Below are 23,924 nucleotides of genomic sequence, written 5' to 3'. Positions count from 1 at the left end.
GGGAGAACATAAAAAATGGTCAATCGAATTACTGGTTTTTCAAATGTGTTTGATATTGATGAAATCGTATCAAAACTAATGAAAACTGAGCAAGCACCACTTGATAAAATGACACGCCAGAAACAAACACTTGAATGGCAAAGAGACAGCTATCGCGAGGTAAATTCGAAAGTTAAAGAATTAGATGATTTGATCAACAGTTTAAACTTAACGCTTCCAAGTACATATGGTGCAAAAAAGGTGACAAGCTCTAATGAATCTGCTGTCACAGCAACTGGATCAACAAATGCTGCCTCTGGCTCAATCCATGTCACCCAATTAGCGACAGCTTCTGTCTTCAAATCGTCTGGTACTTCTGGTTTTACACCTGCAAATGGCACGTTTACATTCGAGGTGACGACACCAGATTCGACAGAACCGAAAACGGTGACGATCAATACTTCTGATACCGATACAATTGATGACATTGTGAAAAAGCTGAACAACTCGCAATTAGGTGTGACAGCTTACAAAGGACAGATCTTTGACGGATCTAACTACGTCGATACGGTCGCTCTCACTTCACGGACAACAGGTGAAGGTGTCAGCATTAAAGCTGCTGATGGTAATTCAGCTTCATTCTTCACTCAATTAGGCTTCCAAGTAGATGGAGATAACAAATTAGTAGCGACCACTCAAGGACAAAAGGCACAATACGAGATTAATGGCTTGAAGATGGAAAATAACAACAATACCTTTACGCAGGCTGATATTACGTACGAGCTTAAAGGAACAACGGATCAGCCTGTCAGCTTAAACGTTTCAACAGATGTCGATACAATCTTTGATAAAATTAAACAATTTGTTGATAAATACAATGAGCTCGTTGAGCAGGCTAATGGTAAAGTCAATGAAAAAAGAAATAGAGACTATCATCCTTTAACAGCAGAAGAGAAAAAAGGGATGTCTGAAAAAGAAGTGGAGCTATGGGAAACAACCGCGAAGTCTGGCTTACTGAGAAGTGATTCCATTTTACGAGCTGGTGCCTCTAAAATAAGAAGTGATTTTTATGCTGATATTACGACAAGTGATGCGAATAAAATCCAACTCACACAAATCGGTATCACGACATCATCCAAGTATAAAGAAGGCGGAAAGCTTGAAATTAATGAAAAGAAACTGAGAGAAACCCTTGAAAAAGACCCGCAGAAGGTCAGTCAAATGTTTATCTCAGGATCGTTAAATGTGGATTCAAAAGATAAAGACAAAGCGCAGCAGCAATATCAAGAACAAGGCATCATTTATCGTGTCAAAAACTCCTTATCAGCCTTCACGAAGAGCATTCAAACAAAGGCGGGAAGCACAACGATGGAATTAAAGGAATACGGACTTGGTAAGGACCTTGATTCTTTGACCAAACGAATGGGTACGTTCCAAGACCGTTTGAAGATGGTTGAAGCCCGTTACTACAAAAAGTTTAACGCCATGGATAGCGCGATTCAAAAGCTAAACAACCAATCTGGCTATCTTTCTCAACTGCTTGGACAATAATTGGAGGTTTATAACATATGGCAATTCAGAACCCTTATGCCGCCTATCAGAAAAATTCTATTGAGACTGCAACACCTGCCGAGTTGACGCTTATGCTTTATGAAGGCTGCTTAAAGTTCATTAGACTCGCGAAGTATGCCATTCAAAAAGAGGATGCAGAAACGAGAAATGTGAACCTGAAAAAGGCTCAAAACATCATTCAAGAATTAAATGTCACCTTAAATCGTTCTTATGACGTATCAAATAGTATGGCAAGTATGTATGATTACATTTATCGCAGACTGATTGAAGCCAATCTTCAAAATGACGAAGAGATGTTGAATGAAGTAGAGCAATACGTAACTGATTTTCGTGATGCGTGGAAGGAAGTTATTCAAACCGATCGAAAAGGGCGCCACCACTCTATCGGGGGATCTCTATGAGTATTGTGGACCAGCTGCATGACCAAACATTAAAAATGGCAGCCGAAATAACGGCAAATCCGCAAAGTGACACCTTGGTTGAAGACTTTGATGCCTTTTTAATTGAGAGAGACGAATTAATGAGAGATATTCAGCATGAACTGACGGATCAAGAAAAAGAGAAAATCAAAGAAATCATCCAAACAGATCAACAGATGGCGAAGCAATTAACTGTGATCCAAAATGGGATCAAAGCAGATATTCAAGCCATTCAAAAAAAGAAAACAAAACAGCTGAATTATCAAAATCCATACCAGCCTATGACGAGTGACGGCGTATATTACGATAAACGGAAATAATTAGGTGAGACCTGTGGCGTATCGTTCAGATGACTATATTTTATTAACCACATATTATGAACTTCTATTTACGATAGAAGAGAGTCTAAAATATTTAGATGAAATTGAGAAGGATTTTGCTAAAACAGAAGGGGATCGGATCTTTAATGATCTGATCCATGCCTTCTTTCATTTAGAGACAACACATCCCCTTCTGCTTTCAATTATAGAAAATGAGCACTTTGCCAAAACGATTCGTTCGTTTGATCAAATTTTTTTAAGTTTTGATATACTAGCTTTCTATACATTCCCTTCAATACACTTCCAATCATTCCTTAAAGCATATTTTATACCTGAATATAGAAAGTGGATGGATGAAATACATGCCTGTATGAGGCCGTATGTCATTCATTAATTTTTGTTCAATTCAGACTTTCGGAGGAAATTATGAGACTAAAAAATCAATTTTTGTTTGGGCTTATTGTCATATGTGTATTGTTTGTCAGTATTTTAGGATTCTCAAGCTTTATCTATTACAAAACAGATCAATCCTATAAGACGCTTCTTAGCAAAGAAGTAAAGCTTTATCAAACCTCATTAGAATTAGAGGCACTTTTGCAAAAGCAGGAAGCACAAATTAAAACATATGTTGTCGTGCAAGATGCTGAAAATTTACAGAAAATTGAGCAAACATATGAAGAGATTAATAAAAAAACAACGGAAGCTACAAAAATGAGCTCTGTCAAACAAGCAAAAAATCTATTAGATCAAATCTCAGAAAAGAATTATCTCTACTACACCTCAACGAACCGACTATTTAATTCATTGAATATGCAAAATCAAAAAGAATTTAACACACGCCTCAATCAAGAATTACAACCTATCGAACAAGAAATACATACCTTTACAAAAGAATTTGCTCAAACTCAGTTGAAGCAACGTGACCAAAAAATCAATCAGCTCAACCAAGACAGTAATCAATTACTATTTACTCTCATTCTAGTTAGTGCGGTCATTATTGTTGGCTTTTTGTTGATTGGGACAAGATTTGTTTATCGTATGACAAAGCCGATTGTGTCTGTCACAAATGCTGCGAGAAGGATGGCAGATGGAGACCTTACACTTGAAGAGATTGAAGTGACCTCTAAAAATGAGATTGGTCAACTCGGTACTGCTTTTAATCAAATGACAAAGCATTTGCGTCAGCTCATTTTACAGGTGCAACATGGATCAAGACAATTAGCTGATTCTGCTGCTCAGTTTGAGGAAACGATTCATCAAACCATATCGGCCAGTGAGCAGACATCTAGCTCGATTGAACAGGTCAGTGAAGCTTCACGTGAACAATCAAACGCGGTCGGAAAAGTAGCTTCTGCCATTCAAGAAGTCTCGACTGGTATGCAAAATGCAGCTGAACACACATCCGATGTTTCGGGTCACTCAATTTCAGTGACTGAAAAGGCTGAAGAGGGTGCAGCGCTTATTCAGCAATTCGTAAAACAAATGAGCTCTATCAAAGCGTCTGTGAACGAGCACCATTCCACAATGGCTCATGTACAAGCCCAGTTTACAGGCATTGAAGATTTGTTAGGTCATATCCATGCCATCGCTGATCAAACGAATTTGCTTGCTTTAAATGCTGCTATTGAAGCGGCAAGAGCAGGAGAGCATGGGAGAGGCTTTGCGGTGGTAGCAGATGAAGTGAGGAAACTGGCGGAAGAATCTAGTCAGCTGACAGATCAAATTAGTCAATTGCTCGCGAACGTGAACAAAGATACTGAAAAATCATCACATTCGATGACAAAGGTTGAGCAGGATGTAGCAGAAGGTGTGAAAGTATCGCAATTGTCAGAACAGAGCTTTCATGAAATCCTGGAATCTATTCGTGATATTTCGATGAAAGCAGAGGAACTTTCAGCTACTGCAGAGGAGATTTCAGCTAGTACAGAGGAAATATCTCAGACGGTTGGGGTCATTGAAGAAGGAGCCAAACGCAATTCAGAAGAGACGGAGTACATGTCTGCGGCTGTAGAAGAATCATTGGCAGCAAATGAAGAAATGAAAGCAGCGGCGGAGGATTTAAAAACCTTATCTCAATCGCTGAAAACATCAATATCATCTTTCACCATTTAAATGTGCGCTGGTCTTTTTCAAGAATGAGCCGAATATATATTCATCACCTATCAATTAACAATTGATGCACCGCAAAATTCGACAAATTTCAATAAAAATTCACATTTTTTTTACGTTTGAGCAGGAGAAAAGGAGGGAAAAGTAGAAATAGGTTTACATATCCTTAATTTTAAAGGAGGCGTTCTTTACATGAATTACAATGTCAGAGGAGAAAACATCGACGTAACACCTGCACTAAGAGATCATGTCGAGAAAAAAATTGGAAAGCTGGAGCGTTATTTTGAGACAGACGTAGATGCTTCAGTCAACGTGAACTTGAAGTTTTACAATGATCAAGAATCTAAAGTTGAGGTTACCATTCCAATGACTGATCTAGCACTTCGAGCTGAGGTGCATAATGAAGATATGTACAATGCAGTAGACCTAGCAGCCAGTAAATTAGAACGTCAAATTCGAAAACACAAAACAAAAGTAAACCGTAAATTCCGCGAACAAGGTGCCAAAAAGCACTTATTTGCTGGAGGAAATGGGACGGCTGACGTAGCTGTTCAAGATGACGAAGAAATTGATGAAACAGAAATCGTCAGACAAAAACGTTTCAATTTAAAACCGATGGATAGCGAAGAGGCCATCCTTCAAATGAACATGTTAGGTCATAGTTTCTTCGTCTTCACAAATGCTGAGACAAATTTGACCAATGTGGTCTATCGCCGAAATGATGGAAAATATGGACTGATTGAGCCGAACGCTTAATCTGATCTAAAAACAACCTAAAAAAAGTAAACCCGTTCCCTCCATGAGGGGCGGGTTTTTTGTGCGAAATCATTGCAAATTCTTTGGAAATGAAGGAAGGTATGGTATGATAAATGCAGGTAAATATGGACCTGTCAATCTTTTGGACATGCCGAAAAATTGCATGAAATAGAGGAGCGTTATTATATGCTTGGAATCTTAAACAAAGTGTTTGATCCTACGAAACGTACGATCAGCAAATATGAAAAAAAAGCAAATGAAATTGAAGCTCTTGCTCAAGATTTTGAGAAATTATCTGACGAGGCTTTACGAAATAAAACGAACGAATTTAAAGAAAAACTTGAAAAAGGACAATCCGTGGATGACCTGTTGGTTGAAGCATTTGCAACGGTTCGCGAGGCATCACGCCGCGTGACAGGAATGTTCCCATTTAAGGTGCAGCTCATGGGGGGGATCGCGCTTCATGAAGGCAACATCTCTGAGATGAAAACAGGTGAAGGTAAAACGTTGACTTCAACAATGCCTGTTTATCTAAATGCTCTTTCTGGAAAAGGCGTCCACATTGTGACAGTCAACGAATATTTGGCAAGCCGTGATGCAGAGGAAATGGGCAAGATTTTTGAGTTTCTTGGCTTAACGGTTGGCTTAAACTTAAACAGCTTAGACAAAGATGAAAAAAGAGAAGCATATGCTGCTGATATTACGTATTCTACAAACAATGAACTTGGCTTTGACTATTTACGAGATAACATGGTGCTTTACAAAGAGCAAATGGTTCAAAGACCGCTTCATTATGCCGTGATTGATGAGGTTGACTCCATCTTAGTTGATGAAGCGAGAACACCTCTTATTATTTCTGGACAAGCTGCGAAATCCACAAAGCTTTACGTACAAGCCAATGCATTTGTTCGTACATTAAAAATAGAAGATGATTTCACATACGATATTAAAACAAAAAGTGTACAGCTGACAGAAAGTGGAATGACCAAGGCGGAAAAAGCATTCGGCATCGAAAACTTATTTGATGTCAAACATGTCGCACTGAACCATCACATCGCCCAGGCGCTAAAGGCACATGTTGCGATGCAAAAAGATGTGGATTATGTCGTTGAAGAAGGTCAAGTCGTTATTGTTGACTCGTTCACAGGACGTCTAATGAAAGGACGCCGTTATAGTGAAGGTCTGCATCAAGCCATTGAGGCAAAAGAAGGTCTCGAAGTGCAGAACGAAAGCATGACCCTTGCAACGATTACATTCCAGAACTACTTCCGCATGTATGAAAAGCTTTCTGGTATGACGGGTACAGCGAAAACGGAAGAAGAAGAATTCCGTAACATTTACAACATGCAGGTTGTGACAATCCCGACCAATCAACCAGTGGTTCGTGATGACAGACCTGATTTAATTTACCGCACAATGGAAGGTAAATTTAAAGCAGTGGCTGAAGATGTTGCGCAGCGCTATATGACAGGGCAACCAGTGCTTGTCGGAACAGTAGCGGTTGAGACGTCTGAGCTTATTTCTAAGCTGCTTAAAAATAAAGGGATTCCTCATCAAGTGTTAAATGCGAAAAACCATGAGCGTGAGGCACAAATTATTGAAGAGGCTGGTCAAAAGGGTGCCGTCACCATTGCGACCAACATGGCAGGACGTGGTACGGACATCAAGCTTGGCGAAGGCGTCAAAGAGCTTGGCGGTCTAGCTGTAATTGGGACAGAGCGTCATGAATCACGACGTATTGATAACCAGTTGCGTGGACGTTCTGGTCGTCAAGGAGACCCAGGGATTACCCAATTCTATCTCTCCATGGAAGATGAATTGATGCGCCGATTTGGTGCAGAGCGTACGATGGCCATGCTTGACCGCTTTGGCATGGATGACACTACGCCTATCCAAAGTAAAATGGTGTCTAAAGCCGTTGAATCATCTCAAAAACGCGTTGAGGGGAACAACTTTGATTCCCGTAAACAGCTTCTGCAATATGACGATGTGCTTCGTCAGCAGCGTGAAGTGATTTACAAGCAGCGCTTTGAAGTCATTGATTCTGATAACTTAAAATCGATTGTGATCAATATGATTCAGTCTTCAATTGAGCGCGCTGTTGGTTCTTATACGCCGAAAGAAGAGCTTCCAGAAGAGTGGAAACTAGATGGTCTTGTTGAATTAATCAACACGAACTATTTAGATGAAGGAGCCATTTCGGTCAAGGATATTTACGGTAAAGAAGCAGATGAAATCACTTCCTTCATTATGGATCGTATTAAAGAAAAATACGATGCAAAAGAAGAAACATATGGCGATGAACAAATGCGAGAATTTGAAAAAGTCATCGTTCTTCGTGCGGTGGATTCAAAGTGGATGGATCATATCGATGCAATGGATCAACTGCGTCAAGGGATTCATTTACGTGCGTATGCACAAACAAATCCGCTTCGTGAGTATCAAATGGAAGGATTTGCGATGTTTGAGCACATGGTCGCTTCAATCGAAGATGATGTGGCCAAATATGTTTTGAAATCAGAAATCCAAAACAACTTAGAACGTGAAGAAGTCGTTCAAGGTCAAACAACAGCTCATCAGCCTCAAGAGGGTGATGAGGAGAAGACAGTGAAAAAGAAGCCGGTACGTAAAGTCGTAGACATTGGTCGAAACTCACCATGTCACTGCGGAAGCGGCAAGAAATATAAAAATTGTCATGGGAAGACAGAATAAGTAATGGAAAGAGGTGAAAACCTCTTTCTATTCATGTCAGCCCTACATCTATGAGGTGAAGGATATGGAATTAGTAGAAATTAGACAAGAGCTTGAAAATATGGCTAGCAGGCTAGCTGATTTTAGGGGGTCTCTTTGACCTCGAAACAAAAGAAGCCAAAATTGCAGAACTCGAAGCGACCATGTCAGAGGCTGATTTTTGGAATGATCAGCAAAAGGCACAAGGCGTCATCAATGAAGCCAATGCACTAAAGGATAATGTGAATTCATACCATGAGCTCAGTGAATCTCATGAAGAGCTGCAAATGACACATGACCTGTTAAAGGAAGATTATGACGAGGAGCTTCATGTAGAGCTTGAGAAAGAGCTGAAGAACTTAACTAAGCAATTTAACGACTTTGAACTGCAGCTTCTCTTAAGTGAACCATATGATAAAAACAATGCCATCCTTGAGCTTCACCCAGGCGCAGGCGGTACTGAATCACAGGACTGGGGTTCTATGCTTCTGAGAATGTATACTCGCTGGGCAGAGCGCAGAGGCTTTAAGGTTGAAACGCTTGATTACCTTCCTGGTGATGAAGCAGGAATTAAGTCTGTGACATTGCTCATTAAAGGGCATAACGCATATGGATACTTAAAGGCAGAAAAAGGGGTCCATCGTTTGGTTCGTATTTCTCCTTTTGATTCATCTGGCCGTAGACATACTTCTTTCGTTTCCTGTGATGTCATGCCTGAGTTCAATGAAGAAATCGATATTGATATTCGAACAGAAGATATCAAAGTAGATACGTATCGAGCAAGCGGTGCAGGTGGACAGCACGTCAATACGACTGACTCTGCCGTTCGTATCACACACATTCCAACCAATGTCGTGGTGACATGCCAAACAGAAAGATCACAAATCAAAAACAGAGAACGTGCGATGAAAATGCTGAAATCGAAACTTTATCAAAGACGGATCGAAGAACAGCAGGCTGAATTGGATGAAATTAGAGGAGAGCAGAAAGAAATTGGCTGGGGAAGCCAAATTCGCTCTTATGTATTCCATCCGTATTCTCTTGTGAAAGACCATCGAACCAATACGGAGATGGGAAATGTTCAAGCGGTCATGGATGGAGATTTAGATTCATTTATCGATGCTTACTTACGTTCGAAATTATCATAAAAACTCGGCTTCTTGCCGGGTTTTTTTTATTGTGAGAAAATATAATGAATATAAAGGAATACATACGCCATACTGACTCTATATCCTTTGTATGATGAAATTAGCAAATAAAGGGGGAAATATTTTGGGATTAACAACATTACAAGAGACGTGGGATCTAGATGCCTTTTTTAAAGGAGGCAGCGCTTCACCAGAATTTAAAACATACTTGCAACACATTCAGCAGCTATTAGATGAATTACGACAAAAGGTCGATGCCTTTTCAAAAGAAGATACACACATTGAAAGCAAATTAACGTCTGTCCTTGACACGTATGAAACCACATATAAAAAACTGTCTCAAGCAGGTTCATTTGTTTCCTGTCTTCAATCTCAAAATACAAAGGATATGAAGGCTGGCAGTCTTCGAGGTACGATTGCTAAGCTGGAAGCTGATTTAGGTACCATTCTTGCGCTGTTTGATCAGGCGCTTGCTGCCATCTCTCCTGGAAAATGGGAGGATCTCATGAATTCAGAGGCCTTTTCAGATGTTCGCTACATATTAAATGAACGCAGAGAACGCGTGAAGGATCAATTGCCTGTTGAACAAGAAACATTGATTCAAAAGCTAGCCGTAGATGGCTACCATGCGTGGGATGAGCTTTATTCTAGCTTAGTGAATAAGATTACGATTCCGTTTGAACAACATGGTGAAACGCAGATGATCTCTGTCGGCCAAGCGGAAAATGCGATGGATGATTCAGACCGTGAAGTCAGAAAGGCTGTTTATCATAACCTAGAGCATGCATGGACGCAGGACGAACATCTATTTGCAAGCACGCTCAATCATTTGGCAGGTTTTCGTTTGCAAGTATATGAAGCAAGAGGCTGGGATCATATCTTAAAAGAGCCGCTTGATATTTGCCGGATGAAACAAGAAACCCTTGATGCCATGTGGTCTGTGATTGATGAACATAAGCAGCCATTCATTGATTATTTACATCGAAAGGCTGACATGCTTGGAGTGGATAAGCTAAGCTGGTTTGATGTTGGGGCTCCTATTGGCAGTGAGACCAAGATTTATCCGTATCAGGAAGCAGCTGCTTTTATTGTGAAGCATTTCGCTGGGTTTGGAGAAGAGCTTGCTGCTTTTACAGAAAAGGCCTTTAATGAGCGTTGGGTAGAAGCTGAGGATCGCCCGAACAAACGAGTAGGCGGTTTTTGTACAAATTTCCCTGACAGCGGAGAGTCCCGTATTTTTATGACCTTCTCAGGAAGTCCATCCAATGTGGCGACACTTGCGCATGAGCTTGGTCATTCGTTCCATCAGGAAGTGATGCAGGATGTTCGCATTCTTAATCGCAAATATGCGATGAATGTAGCTGAAACGGCGTCGACATTCGCAGAAATGATTGTGGCTGATGCTTCATTGAAAGAAGCGGCAAATGAAGAGGAGCGCCTCAGCTTGTTAGAGGATAAGCTGCAGCGGAGTGTAGCTTTTTTCATGAACATTCAATCTCGTTTCTTATTTGAACAGCGTTTTTATGAAGAGCGTAAACAAGGAGAAGTGCCGGCGGATCGGTTGAATGAGCTGATGGTAGAAGCGCAGAAAGAAGCCTTTGGCGACTCACTAGATGAATACCATCCGCATTTCTGGGCGTCTAAGCTGCATTTCCATATCACGGGTGTACCGTTTTATAATTTCCCGTACACATTCGGCTACATGTTCTCACTAGGAATTTATGCAAAGGCCTTGCAGGCTGGTACTTCGTTTGAAGAAAAGTACATTGCATTATTAAAGGACACAGCTTCAATGACAGTAGAAGATTTGGCCTTTAAGCACTTAGGTGTCGATCTTACCCAAAAAGACTTTTGGGAGGAAGCCATTAGCCTCGCTGTAGAAGACGCTGAAGAGTTTTTAGAAGCGACGAAAAAGTGAAAATGAAAAGCCCCCATTACGGAAGCTTTAGATTGTTGACAAAGGGTTAAAATGATCTTTATTTTAGCCCTTTGTCTTCTTTATGGAGCTTTTTTGCTGGTTTTTAGCCATCCAAGCATCGTCTGAACGATATCCTTTTGCTGTGTGAGGGCTTGAATGTCCGCTGGCTGATCACCTTTTTGTTTACCATACATGCCAAACTGAGCATGGTTCCCGCCTTTTATTTCATGATAAACGGTTTGAGACGGCAAATTTGTTTTCGATTGCTTGATTTTCTCTTGTGTCGCAAGTCCATCCTTTTCACCTGATATAGAGAGGACGTTCAAGGAGGATGATTTCAGCTCATCTGATGCTGGATAAGACGCAAGGAAAAAAAGACCGTCGAGCTGGCGCTGGTTTTTTTCTGCAAACATAGCGGCGGCTGTTCCGCCTAGTGAATGACCGCCAATATACCAGTGTTTGATCGTTTGATGATCTTTTATGATATCTTGTGCTTTATTTGTATTAAAAATCGCAAACGAAAATGGCATGTCAGGGATAAAGACAGAATAGCCTTTTTTCATCAATTCATTCCCAATATAGGCGTACGAAAGTGGTTCTACCTTTGCTCCTGGATAGAGAATGATGCCCGTATCGCTTTTAGTTGATGCAAATGTATATACGTCGTTTTTATGTTCCACTTGCTCGATGTTCACTTGCTTTTTTAAAGCGGCAGATGGTCCGTATGTAAAGCGGCTCCATGTATAGAAAGCACCAAAAGCCAAAATGATCAGTGCCTGTGATCTTCAGTATTTTCTTCATCGCATGTCCCTTCTTTCTCATGTACATATTAAATATACCATCATTTGCTCCTATGCCAAACGGCAAGCACGCTGATCCGTTTGTGTGATAAAGTATTAATCCATTAGCACTGCATTTGGCTGTTATTTACATTCGTAATTGGAGGGCTTAAAATAGGTGTGCATTCAGAAGTAACGGAGGAAGACAGACATGAAGCAGGGACATTCACAATTATGGATTGAAGCGAAAAATTACTTGTTCATTTTAATTGGATCAGCCATTGTGGCGATTGGATTTAATACGTTATTATTACCGAATCAGATTGCCGCAGGTGGTGTGAGCGGGATTAGTACGATTATGCAGTCATTCGGCTTTGAGGCGGCATATGTGCAGTGGGGGCTCAACATTCCGCTGTTTATCGCGGGCTTTTATTTATTAGGCGGTACATTTGGCGTGAAAACGCTCGTTGGCTCTATTTTCTTACCTTTGATGGTGTTTGTCACAAGGCATATTGCACCTGTGACACATGAAGCACTCTTAGCAGCTATTTTTGGCGGAGTGGTGATTGGGATCGGCATAGGGCTCGTGTTCCTTGGAAATGGGTCAACAGGTGGAACGGCGCTCGCTGCCAAAATCATCAATAAATATACAGGCCTCACGCTTGGTACCTGTTTAGCAATGATGGATGGCCTAATCGTTCTGGCTGCGATGACTGTTTTTGGGATTGAAGAGGGACTGTACGCTGTCATTGGTGTGTTTATTTCAAGTAAAACGATTGATGTCGTACAGGCCGGCTTCAGTCATTCGAAAATGGCGATGATCATTACAGGGCATGAGGATGAAGTCAGACAGGCAGTTTTTGATCAAATTGACCGTGGTGTCACAAAAATCTCAGCAGTTGGAGGATATACCGATCATGACCGTCCAATTCTAATGTGTGTCGTTGGACAGTCACAATTCACAAAGTTGAAACAAGTGGTGAAAGCAATCGATGCATCAGCATTTGTCATCGTAATGGATGCAAAAGAGGTGCTTGGTGAGGGTTTTAAAAGGGCGTAAACAAGGATATAATAGCGTTGACCAAATGATTGTAAGGGAGGGAAATTGATGCAAAAGAGTGGATTAATGATGCTGTTTGCAGCGATGATTCTTGTTCTTGCGGCTTGTGGAGGAAATTCAAGCAGCAGTGACAGTGACAAAGAAGGCAGCAAAAGTGCTTCAACTGTGAGCAGTGGTGAGGAAATTTATCAGCAAAACTGTATTGGCTGTCATGGGAAAGACCTATCTGGCGGAGGCGGACCAAGCCTGAAAGAAGTAGGAAAGAAATATAATGAAAGCCAAATTGCAGATATTGCACAGAATGGTAAAGGCTCTATGCCAAGCGGAATGGTAGATGAGAAGCAAGCAAAAGAAGTAGCAAAATGGCTTGCAGAGAAAAAATAAAACCTTTGTCTAATCGACAAGGTTTTTTTGTTTTTATATGTAGAAAAAGACTTTTGGATAGTATGAAAACGTATTATATTAAGTTTTATTTAAAAAATAAGGGTAAAAAGACATATTTTTCGGTTTTAAATGTTGTTTTTACCTTTTAACGATAAGTTTTGAAATATAAATGTAATACCATTGCGTCGATTCATGACGTATAATTGGAGTTGTTGAAATTTAGACGATTCAATTTTTTCATCTTTTTGGATGAAAAGGACATAAATTGCTTGTACGTATCGAAGGGTATGTGCGTGACCATACATAACGTTTTTTGACGATAAGTGTCAAAACATCATGATAAGCTGATTAGTCAGCAATAAGAAAAGATTAGGTGATTACATGATTGAAATGAAGGAAGTCTACAAGATCTATTCTAACGGTGTAAAGGCGATCAATGGAATCAATGTCTCTATCCACCCAGGAGAGTTTGTGTATGTTGTTGGTCCCAGTGGTGCTGGTAAATCCACTTTCATCAAAATGATGTATCGTGAAGAGAAGCCAACCAAAGGGAAAATCTTAATTAATAGCAAAGATTTAGGCTCGATTAAGGAAAAAGAAATCCCTTACTTAAGAAGAGAAATTGGCGTAGTATTCCAAGATTTCAAACTACTTCCAACCCTCACAGTGTTTGAGAACGTGGCATTTGCTCTTGAAGTCATTGGGGAACAGCCTCATATCATTAAGAAAAAAGTGCTGGATGTACTTGATTTGGTACAGCTCAAGCACAAAGCACGACAATTTCCTGACCAGCTGTCTGGCGGTGAGCAGCAGCGTGTATCTATCGCTCGTTCGATCGTGAATAGTCCTGAGGTAGTCATTGCAGACGAGCCGACAGGAAACCTTGATCCAGACACATCTTGGGAAATCATGAAGACACTCGAAGAGATTAATAACCGAGGAACAACAGTCGTCATGGCGACACATAACAAAGAGATTGTAAACAGCATGAAGAAACGCGTCATCGCAATCGAAGATGGAATGATTGTGCGTGACGAAGCAAGAGGGGAGTACGGCATTTATGATTAAAACTCTCTCGCGGCATTTACGTGAGAGCTTCCGTTCACTTGGAAGAAACACGTGGATGACATTTGCATCAATTAGTGCGGTCACTGTCACATTAATTTTAGTTGGGGTTTTTCTTGTGATTATGCTCAACTTGAACAACATGGCATCGAACGCTGAAAAAGAAGTAGAAGTAAAAGTGTTAATCGAATTAACGGCGAATCAAAAGCAGCAGGATGAATTAAAAGCAGAAATTGATAAGATTCCTGAAATCAGTGATGTCAAGTACTCATCTAAAGATGACGAACTAAAAGCGCTGATTAAAAGCTTTGGTGAAAATGGACAATCCATGGGACTTGTTGATCAAGAAAACCCATTAAACGATGCGTTTATTGTGAAAACATCAGATCCACACGATACACCAAAAGTAGCGAAGAAATTAGAAAACCTAAAAGGTACGTATAAAGTAACCTACGGAAAAGAAGAAGTCAGCCGACTCTTTAATGTGGTTGGAGTGGCGCGGAATGTAGGGATTGCGCTCATTATTGGGCTTTTATTTACAGCCATGTTCTTGATCTCTAATACGATCAAAATTACGATTTTTGCTAGACGTAAAGAAATCGAGATTATGAAGCTCGTAGGTGCAACGAACTGGTTTATCCGCTGGCCATTCTTCATTGAAGGATTACTGCTTGGTGTATTTGGTTCCATTATACCGATTGCTCTACTGCTTGGCACATATCAATATGCAGTGGGCTGGGTGGCACCGAGAGTACAAGGCTCATTTATTTCCATGCTTCCATATAACCCGTTTGTCTATCAAGTTTCACTGGTCCTTCTTTTGATCGGTGCAATCATTGGTGTATGGGGAAGCTTGACGTCCATCCGTAAATTCTTAAAAGTATAAATCTATTTTTGATGGCAGCACTCGAGAGTTTGATAGAAGGTGTGACCGGTTGAACCGATTCATCCGGTCGACTCTTCATGCAGACAGTTGTCATAGGAGGGGAATATCGTTTTGAAAAGAAAGCTGATGATGGCTGGAATGGCAGCGTTTATTGGAACAACGTGGCTATATATTCCAGGGAACGAGAATCGTGCATTCGCATACGAAGACCTAGATCAAAAACGTCAACAAATCGAAGAGAAAACATCAAAGACTGAATCAACTTTGAAGAAAAAGAAATCAGAGCTAGCTAAGCTTGAAAAGAAAGAATCCAAGCTCAAAAAAGAAATTGAAAAGATTGACCACAAGGTAAGTGCTGCAACTGAAAAAGTCGCAGAAAAAGAAAAAGAAGTCAAACAAACGAAGCAAGAGATCAAGAAACTAAAAAAAGACATTCAAGTCATCAATGATCGAATTGAAAAAAGAAAAGCTATTTTCAAAGATCGAATTCGTTCGATGCAAAAAAGCGGCGGTACGATCAACTATTTAGATGTGCTGCTGGGTGCTCGCAGCTTTAGTGATTTTGTCGGTCGTGTTGGAGCTGTTACAACCATTGTCGAAGCAGACAAAGACATGATTACAGAACATGAAAATGATTTAAAGCTGGTGGAGCAAAAAGAAGCAGAGCTAAATAATCAGCTAAGTGGACTTGAAACATCTCTGAAAGAGCTAGAAGAGTTGAAAAAGGATTTGTCTAAACAGCAAAAAGAAAAAGAAAAAATCTTAGGGAATGTAACAGATAAAAAGAACCATGCCCATGATGAATTAGGCAAACTTGAAAATGAACAAGAAATTTTAGCGAACCAAAAAGCGGCTGTGAAGTCTGAGGAAGCACGCCGCCAAAAGGAAGAAGCAAAGAAAGCAGAACAAGCAGCTGCTGAAAAAAGTGCACCTACACCTCAAAGTGGCGGTTCAGATCAAGTATCTGATACACCAGCAAGCAGCTCAGGCTTTATTAAACCAGCTGCTGGCCGATTCTCATCTGGCTTTGGCGGACGTTCTGGCGGAAACCACTTCGGATTAGATATTGCAGCAAAAGGCACAGTATCTGTCGTCGCAGCTGCATCTGGAACAGTCACGAACTCAAGCTACTCATCGAGCTACGGGAATGTGATATTCATTACGCATAATATCAATGGACAGACCTTTCAAACGGTATATGCCCACCTATCTACAAGAAGTGTGTCCACAGGGCAGAGAGTCGAGCAAGGACAATTCCTTGGATATATGGGTAATACAGGCCAGTCAGATGGTCAGCATCTCCATTTTGAAATTCATAAAGGATTATGGAATGGCGCAAAATCAAATGCAGTCAATCCAGCGCAATATATTCGCTAATCAAAAAGCCGATAACATCACGTTATCGGCTTTTTTTATTCTAAATAAAATTAAAATAACAGCAGTAAACCGGCAATAATAGGTGTTAACAGTACAGCCGATTTCAATAAAAGCTTCGGTGCAAGGCGTGTAAATTTTGCGCCAATATATGCGCCTAATACTGTTCCGATTAAAATTTGAATGAGCAAGATAAAATCAACATAGCCCTCTGTAATATATCCAATTCCACCACCGATGGAAATTGGAATAATGACAAGCATCGTCGTGCCAACTGCCTGTCGAATGGAAAGTCTCAGTAAAATCAAAAGTCCTACTTGGATAAATGGTGCGGACCCGATACCAAACATACCTGACAGCAATCCGGATACAAGTCCTAAAATAATACCCCTTATGAGCAGCTGACGTGAAGAAAGCGGCTGCTGCTCAGCTTCTTCCTTCAGAACAAATAATTTGATCATCATAAACACAGCGGATAAAAAGAGCATGCCAGCTGTTAAATAGTGCAGATTTCCTTCTGGAATAAAAGGAGCAATCTTAGCTCCTGCAAAGGAAGCCACACAAGCCAAAGCTCCGACAATCAAACCAGATTTCAGCTGAATATTCCCTTCCCTGTAGTGGCTGTATGCACCTGATAACGTCGTAAATGCCATTGCGGCTAAAGATGTCCCAAGTGCGGTATGGATAGGGATATCAAAAATTAACGTAAGCAATGCGATGACAAAACCAGCACCGCCTGCTCCTACAAATCCTAATAAAATTCCTAATAATAGCATCGTCAATATAATATACATAGCGAAGACTCCTTCTCGATCATAACAAAATAAAAATTACACCTAATAAAATAATTAGTCAAGCCTTCGCAGCAGAATGTCTTTACATGAAATCCCTTCTTCTGGCATATAATAACTCAGGTCATCAGGAAGAGTTGAAGAAGGAGGCCAAATATGAAAAAACAAATCGCATCTATTATGGCAAGTGTCGTTCTATTAATCAGTGCAGGGGTGATGACGCATAAAGAGGGAACTCATGCGGAGTCACCGCAAGCAGCTGCTGCAATGGCTGGACAAGCTCAATCAAGTGATAAGGCGAAAGAGAATGGGATGGAGAAAATTGAGAAAGCCTATGACCTTATTTCGAATGAATATGTAGAGGAAGTGGATCGCCAAAAGCTGCTTGAAGGCGCCATTCAAGGAATGCTTTCAACTTTAAATGATCCGTATTCAGTATACATGGACAAGCAAACCGCCAAGCAATTTTCTGATTCGCTTGATTCTTCTTTTGAGGGAATTGGGGCAGAAGTGGGGATGGATGAAGGAAAAATCATTATCGTCTCTGCCTTTAAAAAATCCCCTGCAGCAAAAGCAGGTCTAAAGCCGAAAGATGAAATCATCAGCATTGATGGTGAGTCGATGAAAGAAAAAAGCTTAAACGATGCTGTACTGAAAATAAGAGGGAAAAAAGGAACATCCGTCGCTCTGAAAATCAGACGAAATGGGATTGAAAAAGAGTTAACATTCCATATCAAACGAGAAGAAATCCCACTTGAAACCGTGACTTCCTCTGTGAAAGAGGTAAATGGTCATAAAACAGGCTATATCGCGATCTCAAGCTTTTCAGAAGATACTGCGAAGGATTTCACATCAAGCCTGAAACAGCTCGAGAAAAAGGGCATAGAAGGTCTTGTGCTTGATGTGAGAGGAAACCCTGGCGGCTATCTGCAAAGTGTAGAAGACATTTTGAAACATTTTATTACAAAAGATCAGCCTTATATTCAAATTGCAGAACGGAACGGCGACAGGAAACGCTATTTTTCAAAGCGGAAAGAACAGAAGCCTTACCCAGTTAATGTCTTAATTGATAAAGGCAGTGCATCCGCTTCTGAAATACTCGCTGGTGCTATGAAAGAAGCCGGAAAATATCAAGTCGTCGGTGATGTCTCCTTTGGGAAAGGCACTGTGCAGCAGGCGGTTCCAATGGGTGACGGCAGTAACATTAAATTAACGCTGTATAAATGGCTCACGCCAAAAGGAAATTGGATTCACAAAAAAGGTGTCGTACCGACGATTGCGATTCATCAGCCAGATTACTTTACTGTAGGACCGCTTCAGCTAAAAGAACCACTTCAGCTTGATATGAACAATGAAGAAGTAAGACAAGCACAGACGCTATTAAAGGGCTTGTCATTCGACCCCGGCAGAGTAGACGGCTACTTTGATGAAGAAACGAAAAAGGCGGTATTAGCCTTCCAAAGCACATACAATCTCAACAAATCAGGTGTAATTGATCTGAAGACAGCGAAAATGATGAACAAAATGGTGGATGAAGTGAAATCCTATGAAAAAAATGATCTTCAACTGCAGACTGCACTAAAAGCACTATATCTTAAAAAATAAAGAGGCGAATAAATGCCTCTTTTTTTTGGTTCATAAGTGTCACAAACATGTAATAGTTTATTCTTAAAAATAAATTATATCGAGAAATATATTCATTTATTTTACAAAAAACATAACATTCCTTCGATTTTACCCGATAACATATTTATATAAGAGACTTTCTGTTGATTTAAACATGTCATGAAAATGAAACTTTTGAAAGTTGTATGTTACATAAATAATTCTTACAATATAAAGTAGCACTCATTTTAAATATTTTATTTTTTGCGGATATTCAGCTTGAGCATTAAGCTGTACCGAGGTTTGCGCTTTTCTTAAAAGAACTAGTAAATGGGGGTACACAATTGAAAAGGGCAAGTATTGTGAGAGAGAAAAAATATTACGAGTTGGTAGAGGAGCTTAAGAGTCGTACGAAAGATGTGACGTTTTCCGCTACAAAGGCATTAAGTCTGCTCATGCTGTTAAGCAGGTACTTGGTCAATTACACAACGGTAGAATCAGTCGACGAAATCGATGAAGACTGTGCTGAGATATACTTCAATTATTTAATGGATAATCATAAGAGACTTGGTATAAACTTAACCGACATCAAGAGGTCGATGCAGCTGCTCGGCGGGATACTAGATGTAGATGTCAATCACTACTTAAAAGATTTTTCACTGTCGAATGTCACACTTTGGATGAATCAGGAGAAATAAACCTGGTGTCAAGCATCGATTTATTTGATAGAATAAGAGAAAATGCTTGACTTGGGCGGTGAACGATAATGAGCTCGGAGTGGATGGGAGCTGGATTAAAAGCGGTCGGTCTGTTTTTAATCCACCCTCTTTTTTATTTCATGATATTAATCAGCCTGTTACATGGCTACATCCGCGTAAAGCGGGAGAGAAAAGCGTTTCAAACAAGAATAGAAGATGTATACGATGAACTTAAATTTACATATTCAAAGGGATGGATTCTAGGGATTTGCCTATCCGTCATTTCAGTAGGCTTAGGGATTGCCCTCCCGCCTGGATTCATCGTGCTGATTGCAGCGATGACCATTGTTTGCTCTTTATTCTTTAAGGCGAGTGCGCTTTCGTCTGCATACACACTCGGTTTCAGCTTTATTGCGGCACTTGGACTGATGTATTTCCAAGTGAGCCATTCATGGTTGCCGCAGCTCTCAATGATGAATACATCAGCCGTTGTTATTCTGCTAGGACTTTTATTAATGACCGAGGGGATTCTAGCCTATCGAACGGCGCATTTACGAACATCGCCTGCAATGGTGATGAGTGCGAGAGGACTTTTGATTGGCCAGCAGCGGGCAAATCGTCTGTGGCTTTTACCGCTTGTTTTGCTGATGCCGGCAGGTGAATTTACTTCTTCTCTGCCATGGTGGCCGGTGCTTCAAGTACACGATCAAAGCTTTTCATTTATTTTGATTCCATACATCATCGGTTTCGGGCAGCGGATTCAAGGATCGCTGCCAATTGTCAGCATTCAAATTACGGCACGGCGCATTCTCATGCTAGGACTCGCTGTTGCTTTACTAGGTGCTGCAAGTATTTGGTTTACGCCGATTGCATGGGCAGCTGTATTGATAGCGATTGCCGGAAGAGCTTTCCTTTCATGGAAACAGAGAGTCAACGACAATGCAGCTCCATTCTACTTCTCTAAACGTAATCAAGGGCTAATGGTGCTGGGAATCATTCCGAATACACCTGCAGCTGATTTAAAGCTTGAGATCGGAGAAGTCATTACAAAGGTGAATGGAATTGAAGTCAAAACCGTTTCGGAATTTTACGAAGCCCTTCAAACCAATCGTGCTCTGACAAAGCTTGAGATCATTGGCTTGAATGGTCAGACAAGGTTTGAGAAACGTGCTTCTTACGAAGGGGAGCATCATCAGCTTGGCATCCTGTTTGTGAAGGATGATCCACAGCAAGAATCAACGGCGATTTCATCATAAAAAAAGCTGCTAGAGATGGCAGCTTTTTTCTTTTGGACGCGCTTCTTTTCCATAGGATTCGCCCCATTCACGCATAGCGAAGATGATAGGCTTTAACGTATCTCCTAAAGAAGTGAGTGAATATTCGACACGAGGAGGGACCTCCTCATAGACTTCTCTGTGAACAACGCCGTCTTGTTCTAGCTCGCGCAATTGCAGCGTAAGAACACGCTGAGAAATCCTTGGCAGAAGCCGGCGTAATTCGTTGTATCGTTTTGGACCGCAAGTCAAATGATAAAGGATCACTCCTTTCCATTTTCCTCCTATTACACTCGTTGTGGTGGAAACGGGACAGCCATGATTGACAATACTGACTGGATTGGATGGTGCACTCATCTTTACACTCCTTTCTAAGGCGAAATGGGTGATAAACGAACATGATTGTACCTAACGAACAAAAATGTGCGTACTTGAATCAAAGGAAGTTTTTCTTTTACCATAGAGGTATCACATCACACATTCGGGTTGTTTGTTTTCTTATCATAACAATTTCTATATGGGAATGGAAAGAAATTGGATTGGTGAAACTTCACACCCTAATCGTTCACTAGAAAGGATGAATACCATGCGAGACAAAGAGCAATTAAAAAAAGAAATCATTGAGGCGTATGAATTCCGTCATGCGACAAAAGAGTTTGACCCGGCGAAAAAGATTCCAGAAGATGACTTTGCGTTCATTTTAGAGACAGGAAGACTTTCGCCAAGCTCTGTCGGATTTGAGCCTTGGAAGTTCCTCGTCGTTCAAAATGAAGCATTTAGAGAGAAATTAAAAGAATATACATGGGGTGCGCAAAAGCAGCTTCCAACTGCCAGCCATTTTGTGATCATTTTGGCAAGAACAGACGCCCGGTACGATTCAGCATATGCAGAATACATCAACAAGGAAATCAAAGGAATGACAGACGAAACGTTTGAGATGGTAAAAGAACGCTACAAACAATTCCAAGAGAATGATCTTCATTTGATGGAAACTAACCGCACGCTCTTCGATTGGGCTTCCAAACAAACGTATATTGCCCTTGGAAATATGATGACAGCCGCAGCACAAATCGGCATCGATTCATGCCCTGTTGAGGGATTCAGCTACGATGAAATTCATCGTATGCTTGAGGAAGAAGGATTACTTGAAGATGGTCAGTACGACATCTCTGTCATGGCTGCCTTTGGGTATCGAGTCATTGAGCAAAAGCGCGGCAAAACGCGTCGTCCAATGGATGAAGTAGCCATTTGGATTCGTTAAAAGAAAATGTCTGAAAAAGGCTGTTGACAATTGTGTGGTTAGTCAGTATATTTAAAAAATAAAATCTTTGATAAATAGACAAATTGACTATAAAACGCTTTGACTTGAGAATAGTAAATGAATATCCGTTTTCTAAGAGAGCTGCGGGTTGGTGCAACGCAGTAAAACGAATCATTGAACTCGCTCAAGGAGCGGCAAGACTGAATGAATAGTAAGTCTTTACGTGTGACCTCCGTTATCGGGTTTCAAGTTGGATTCAGCTATGTCTGAGTCAATAAGAGTGGTAACGCGGTTGCAAGGTCAGTCGTCTCTTCAAGGAGATGACTGGCCTTTTTATATGCTTTTATCTTATATTTGTCTGAAGATTCAAATTTAAAGGAGCTATAGAAAATGGAAAAGGAACATGTGCAATTAAAACGAACAATGACGTCAAGGCATATCATGATGCTCGCACTTGGCGGTGCCATCGGTGCTGGTCTGTTTAAAGGAAGCAGTTCTGCCATTGATATCGCGGGTCCTGCTGTCATTTTGGCATATATGATTGGTGGTCTTATTTTATTATTTATTATGCAAGGACTTGCCGAAATGACAGTTGCACGACCTGGCGCTAGAACATTCCGTGATTTAATTGAACCTGTGTTAGGCAAATACCCCGCCTATTTCTTAGACTGGATCTATTGGAAAATGTGGGTGTTGAACATTGCAGCAGAAGCGATCGTGTCTGCAATCTTTATTCAGTACTGGTTCCCACAAGTACCGATTTGGACACTTGTGTTGATCATTTCACTTGTTGTGACATTGATCAATGTTTGTTCAGTCAAAATGTTTGCTGAAACAGAGTACTGGTTAGCTTCTATTAAAATTGCTGTCATTCTTTTATTTATTATCATTGGGTTAACGATGCTGTTTGTCTCATTCGGACAGCATGCAGCACCGGGATTATCCAACTTAACCGAACACGGAGGATTTTTTCCGAATGGAACAGGCGGCTTAATTGCGGCAATGCTGGTGGTCGTGTATTCATATGGTGGAACTGAAATGATTGGGGTTACATTAGCAGAAACGAAAAACCCTGAAAAAGTCATCCCAAAAGCCATTCAAAGTACATTTGTACGAATCATCGGTTTTTATGTACTTCCGTTCTTCATCATCGTCAGCTTAATTCCTTGGAATCAAGTAAACAATGAACAAGTGAGCCCATTCGTCACGGTGTTTGCAACGATTGGTGTGCCATATGCAAGTGATATCATGAACGGGATTATTCTATTAGCAATCTTGTCTTCTATGAACTCTGGTCTGTATGCTTCTTCAAGGGTACTATTTACACAGGCAATGGATGGCCGTATATGGAAGGGCTTTTCGAAGCTGTCGAAACAGCAGGTGCCAGTCAGAGCGATTCTAGTATGTACATCTACTTTGTATGTAGCCGTATTAATCTCTCTTTTTGTAGGAAGTCAAACCTTTAATTATTTAATGGGATCTTTAAGCTACACGGTCTTATTCATCTGGTTTATTATTGCTGTCGGGCATCTAAAGTCTCGAAGCGTAGCAGCACCAGGAGGATATCGCGTCAAGCTGTATCCTTTCACAACATGGTTTTCTGTCATTGCGATCATTGCCATTTTTATCGGTGTTGTATCAACAACTCCGATTGTCCAAACCTTGGTCACAATGGGTATCTATCTCATCATTACGCTTTCTTTCTTCATCAATAGAAAGCGGTTTGAAACAGCTGTTTAATTTAAAAGCGTGCAGGACTCTTGAAGAAGGTCTCGCACGCTTTTTTAATGTAGTTT

General features: G+C 40.6%; 22 protein-coding genes and 1 other annotated feature. Of the genes, 19 read left to right on the top strand and 3 right to left on the bottom strand.

Annotated elements, in window-relative coordinates:
- The first annotated feature begins 15 nt into the window (after nucleotides 1-15).
- From MHH41_RS16075 to MHH41_RS16035, 9 genes are all read left to right on the top strand, one after another.
- Complete coding sequence (locus MHH41_RS16075) at nucleotides 16-1,530, top strand: flagellar hook-associated protein 2 (protein WP_226804186.1); 1,515 nt, start codon at nucleotides 16-18, stop codon at nucleotides 1,528-1,530.
- A gap of 17 nt (nucleotides 1,531-1,547) precedes the next feature.
- Nucleotides 1,548-1,952: a flagellar export chaperone FliS gene (gene fliS / locus MHH41_RS16070; RefSeq protein ID WP_003212886.1), complete on the top strand. Its 405-nt coding sequence runs from the start codon at nucleotides 1,548-1,550 to the stop codon at nucleotides 1,950-1,952.
- Nucleotides 1,949-2,290, top strand: a complete 342-nt coding sequence (fliT, locus tag MHH41_RS16065) for a flagella biosynthesis regulatory protein FliT (protein WP_003212921.1) — start codon at nucleotides 1,949-1,951, stop codon at nucleotides 2,288-2,290. Before fliS ends, fliT begins: the two co-directional genes overlap by 4 nt.
- Nucleotides 2,291-2,303: 13 nt before the next feature.
- Entirely contained in the window at nucleotides 2,304-2,684 is a 381-nt protein-coding gene (locus MHH41_RS16060) for a hypothetical protein (RefSeq protein WP_003213093.1), read from the top strand.
- 32 nt (nucleotides 2,685-2,716) lie between these two features.
- Nucleotides 2,717-4,402 carry a methyl-accepting chemotaxis protein gene (locus MHH41_RS16055; RefSeq protein ID WP_003213333.1) on the top strand — a complete coding sequence of 562 codons (1,686 nt, stop codon included), beginning with the start codon at nucleotides 2,717-2,719 and terminating at the stop codon, nucleotides 4,400-4,402.
- A 189-nt stretch (nucleotides 4,403-4,591) separates the two neighbouring features.
- Nucleotides 4,592-5,155: a ribosome hibernation-promoting factor, HPF/YfiA family gene (gene hpf / locus MHH41_RS16050; protein WP_003213481.1), complete on the top strand. Its 564-nt coding sequence runs from the start codon at nucleotides 4,592-4,594 to the stop codon at nucleotides 5,153-5,155.
- 186 nt (nucleotides 5,156-5,341) lie between these two features.
- Nucleotides 5,342-7,867 (top strand): preprotein translocase subunit SecA, encoded by a 2,526-nt coding sequence (secA, locus tag MHH41_RS16045; protein ID WP_106030064.1) that lies wholly within the window; start codon nucleotides 5,342-5,344, stop codon nucleotides 7,865-7,867.
- A gap of 64 nt (nucleotides 7,868-7,931) precedes the next feature.
- Nucleotides 7,932-9,033 (top strand): peptide chain release factor 2 gene (gene prfB, locus MHH41_RS16040; RefSeq protein ID WP_106030063.1). Its coding sequence is split into 2 segments (ribosomal slippage): nucleotides 7,932-8,003 and nucleotides 8,005-9,033, totalling 1,101 coding nucleotides; the frame shifts between segments, so codons are not numbered across the junction.
- A gap of 124 nt (nucleotides 9,034-9,157) precedes the next feature.
- Nucleotides 9,158-10,951: a M3 family oligoendopeptidase gene (locus tag MHH41_RS16035; protein WP_137054349.1), complete on the top strand. Its 1,794-nt coding sequence runs from the start codon at nucleotides 9,158-9,160 to the stop codon at nucleotides 10,949-10,951.
- Between the two features lie 80 nt (nucleotides 10,952-11,031).
- Here MHH41_RS16035 and MHH41_RS16030 read toward each other — a convergent pair whose 3' ends face one another.
- The gene (locus tag MHH41_RS16030; protein ID WP_340866550.1) at nucleotides 11,032-11,715 is read right to left on the bottom strand and encodes an alpha/beta family hydrolase; all 684 of its coding nucleotides are present in this window, start codon (nucleotides 11,713-11,715) and stop codon (nucleotides 11,032-11,034) included.
- 226 nt (nucleotides 11,716-11,941) lie between these two features.
- On the opposite strand from MHH41_RS16030, the gene MHH41_RS16025 reads away from it, so the two are divergent.
- The 5 genes from MHH41_RS16025 (at nucleotide 11,942) to MHH41_RS16005 (ending at nucleotide 16,502) form a co-directional block, all read left to right on the top strand.
- Nucleotides 11,942-12,790 carry a YitT family protein gene (locus MHH41_RS16025; protein ID WP_003212797.1) on the top strand — a complete coding sequence of 283 codons (849 nt, stop codon included), beginning with the start codon at nucleotides 11,942-11,944 and terminating at the stop codon, nucleotides 12,788-12,790.
- Between the two features lie 48 nt (nucleotides 12,791-12,838).
- Nucleotides 12,839-13,174 carry a cytochrome c551 gene (gene cccB, locus MHH41_RS16020; RefSeq protein ID WP_003212771.1) on the top strand — a complete coding sequence of 112 codons (336 nt, stop codon included), beginning with the start codon at nucleotides 12,839-12,841 and terminating at the stop codon, nucleotides 13,172-13,174.
- Between the two features lie 381 nt (nucleotides 13,175-13,555).
- Nucleotides 13,556-14,242 (top strand): cell division ATP-binding protein FtsE, encoded by a 687-nt coding sequence (gene ftsE, locus MHH41_RS16015; protein ID WP_003213646.1) that lies wholly within the window; start codon nucleotides 13,556-13,558, stop codon nucleotides 14,240-14,242.
- On the top strand, nucleotides 14,235-15,125 hold the full coding sequence (gene ftsX / locus MHH41_RS16010) for a permease-like cell division protein FtsX (RefSeq protein WP_034620145.1): 891 nt from the start codon (nucleotides 14,235-14,237) through the stop codon (nucleotides 15,123-15,125). The genes ftsE and ftsX overlap by 8 nt, the downstream gene beginning before the upstream one ends.
- Before the next feature lie 111 nt (nucleotides 15,126-15,236).
- The gene (locus MHH41_RS16005; RefSeq protein ID WP_106030060.1) at nucleotides 15,237-16,502 is read left to right on the top strand and encodes a murein hydrolase activator EnvC family protein; all 1,266 of its coding nucleotides are present in this window, start codon (nucleotides 15,237-15,239) and stop codon (nucleotides 16,500-16,502) included.
- A gap of 50 nt (nucleotides 16,503-16,552) precedes the next feature.
- Here the strand turns inward: MHH41_RS16005 and MHH41_RS16000 are convergent, their stop codons facing one another.
- On the bottom strand, nucleotides 16,553-17,293 hold the full coding sequence (locus tag MHH41_RS16000) for a sulfite exporter TauE/SafE family protein (RefSeq protein WP_003213751.1): 741 nt from the start codon (nucleotides 17,291-17,293) through the stop codon (nucleotides 16,553-16,555).
- Between the two features lie 153 nt (nucleotides 17,294-17,446).
- Here MHH41_RS16000 and ctpB point away from each other — a divergent pair, with 153 nt between their 5' ends.
- From ctpB to MHH41_RS15985, 3 genes are all read left to right on the top strand, one after another.
- Nucleotides 17,447-18,895, top strand: a complete 1,449-nt coding sequence (ctpB, locus tag MHH41_RS15995; RefSeq protein WP_340866549.1) for a carboxy-terminal processing protease CtpB — start codon at nucleotides 17,447-17,449, stop codon at nucleotides 18,893-18,895.
- A gap of 344 nt (nucleotides 18,896-19,239) precedes the next feature.
- Entirely contained in the window at nucleotides 19,240-19,593 is a 354-nt protein-coding gene (locus tag MHH41_RS15990) for a swarming motility protein SwrAA (protein ID WP_007500014.1), read from the top strand.
- 68 nt (nucleotides 19,594-19,661) lie between these two features.
- Nucleotides 19,662-20,849 (top strand): PDZ domain-containing protein, encoded by a 1,188-nt coding sequence (locus tag MHH41_RS15985; RefSeq protein WP_226804174.1) that lies wholly within the window; start codon nucleotides 19,662-19,664, stop codon nucleotides 20,847-20,849.
- A gap of 9 nt (nucleotides 20,850-20,858) precedes the next feature.
- Here the strand turns inward: MHH41_RS15985 and MHH41_RS15980 are convergent, their stop codons facing one another.
- Entirely contained in the window at nucleotides 20,859-21,224 is a 366-nt protein-coding gene (locus MHH41_RS15980) for a winged helix-turn-helix transcriptional regulator (protein WP_050944318.1), read from the bottom strand.
- Between the two features lie 229 nt (nucleotides 21,225-21,453).
- Here MHH41_RS15980 and MHH41_RS15975 point away from each other — a divergent pair, with 229 nt between their 5' ends.
- A complete protein-coding gene (locus MHH41_RS15975) occupies nucleotides 21,454-22,128 on the top strand; it encodes an NAD(P)H-dependent oxidoreductase (RefSeq protein WP_340866548.1) in 675 nt (224 codons plus the stop codon).
- 90 nt (nucleotides 22,129-22,218) lie between these two features.
- Nucleotides 22,219-22,443, top strand: a binding site (T-box leader).
- A gap of 75 nt (nucleotides 22,444-22,518) precedes the next feature.
- Nucleotides 22,519-23,868 (top strand): amino acid permease, encoded by a 1,350-nt coding sequence (locus MHH41_RS15970; RefSeq protein WP_050944314.1) that lies wholly within the window; start codon nucleotides 22,519-22,521, stop codon nucleotides 23,866-23,868.
- The last annotated feature ends 56 nt before the right edge of the window (nucleotides 23,869-23,924 follow it).

This window comes from Bacillus sp. FSL K6-1145 (assembly GCF_038003425.1).
Lineage (GTDB): Bacteria > Bacillota > Bacilli > Bacillales > Bacillaceae > Bacillus > Bacillus pumilus.
The sequence above is the reverse complement of the archived record's forward strand: the minus strand, read 5'-3'. Positions and strand labels throughout refer to the sequence as shown.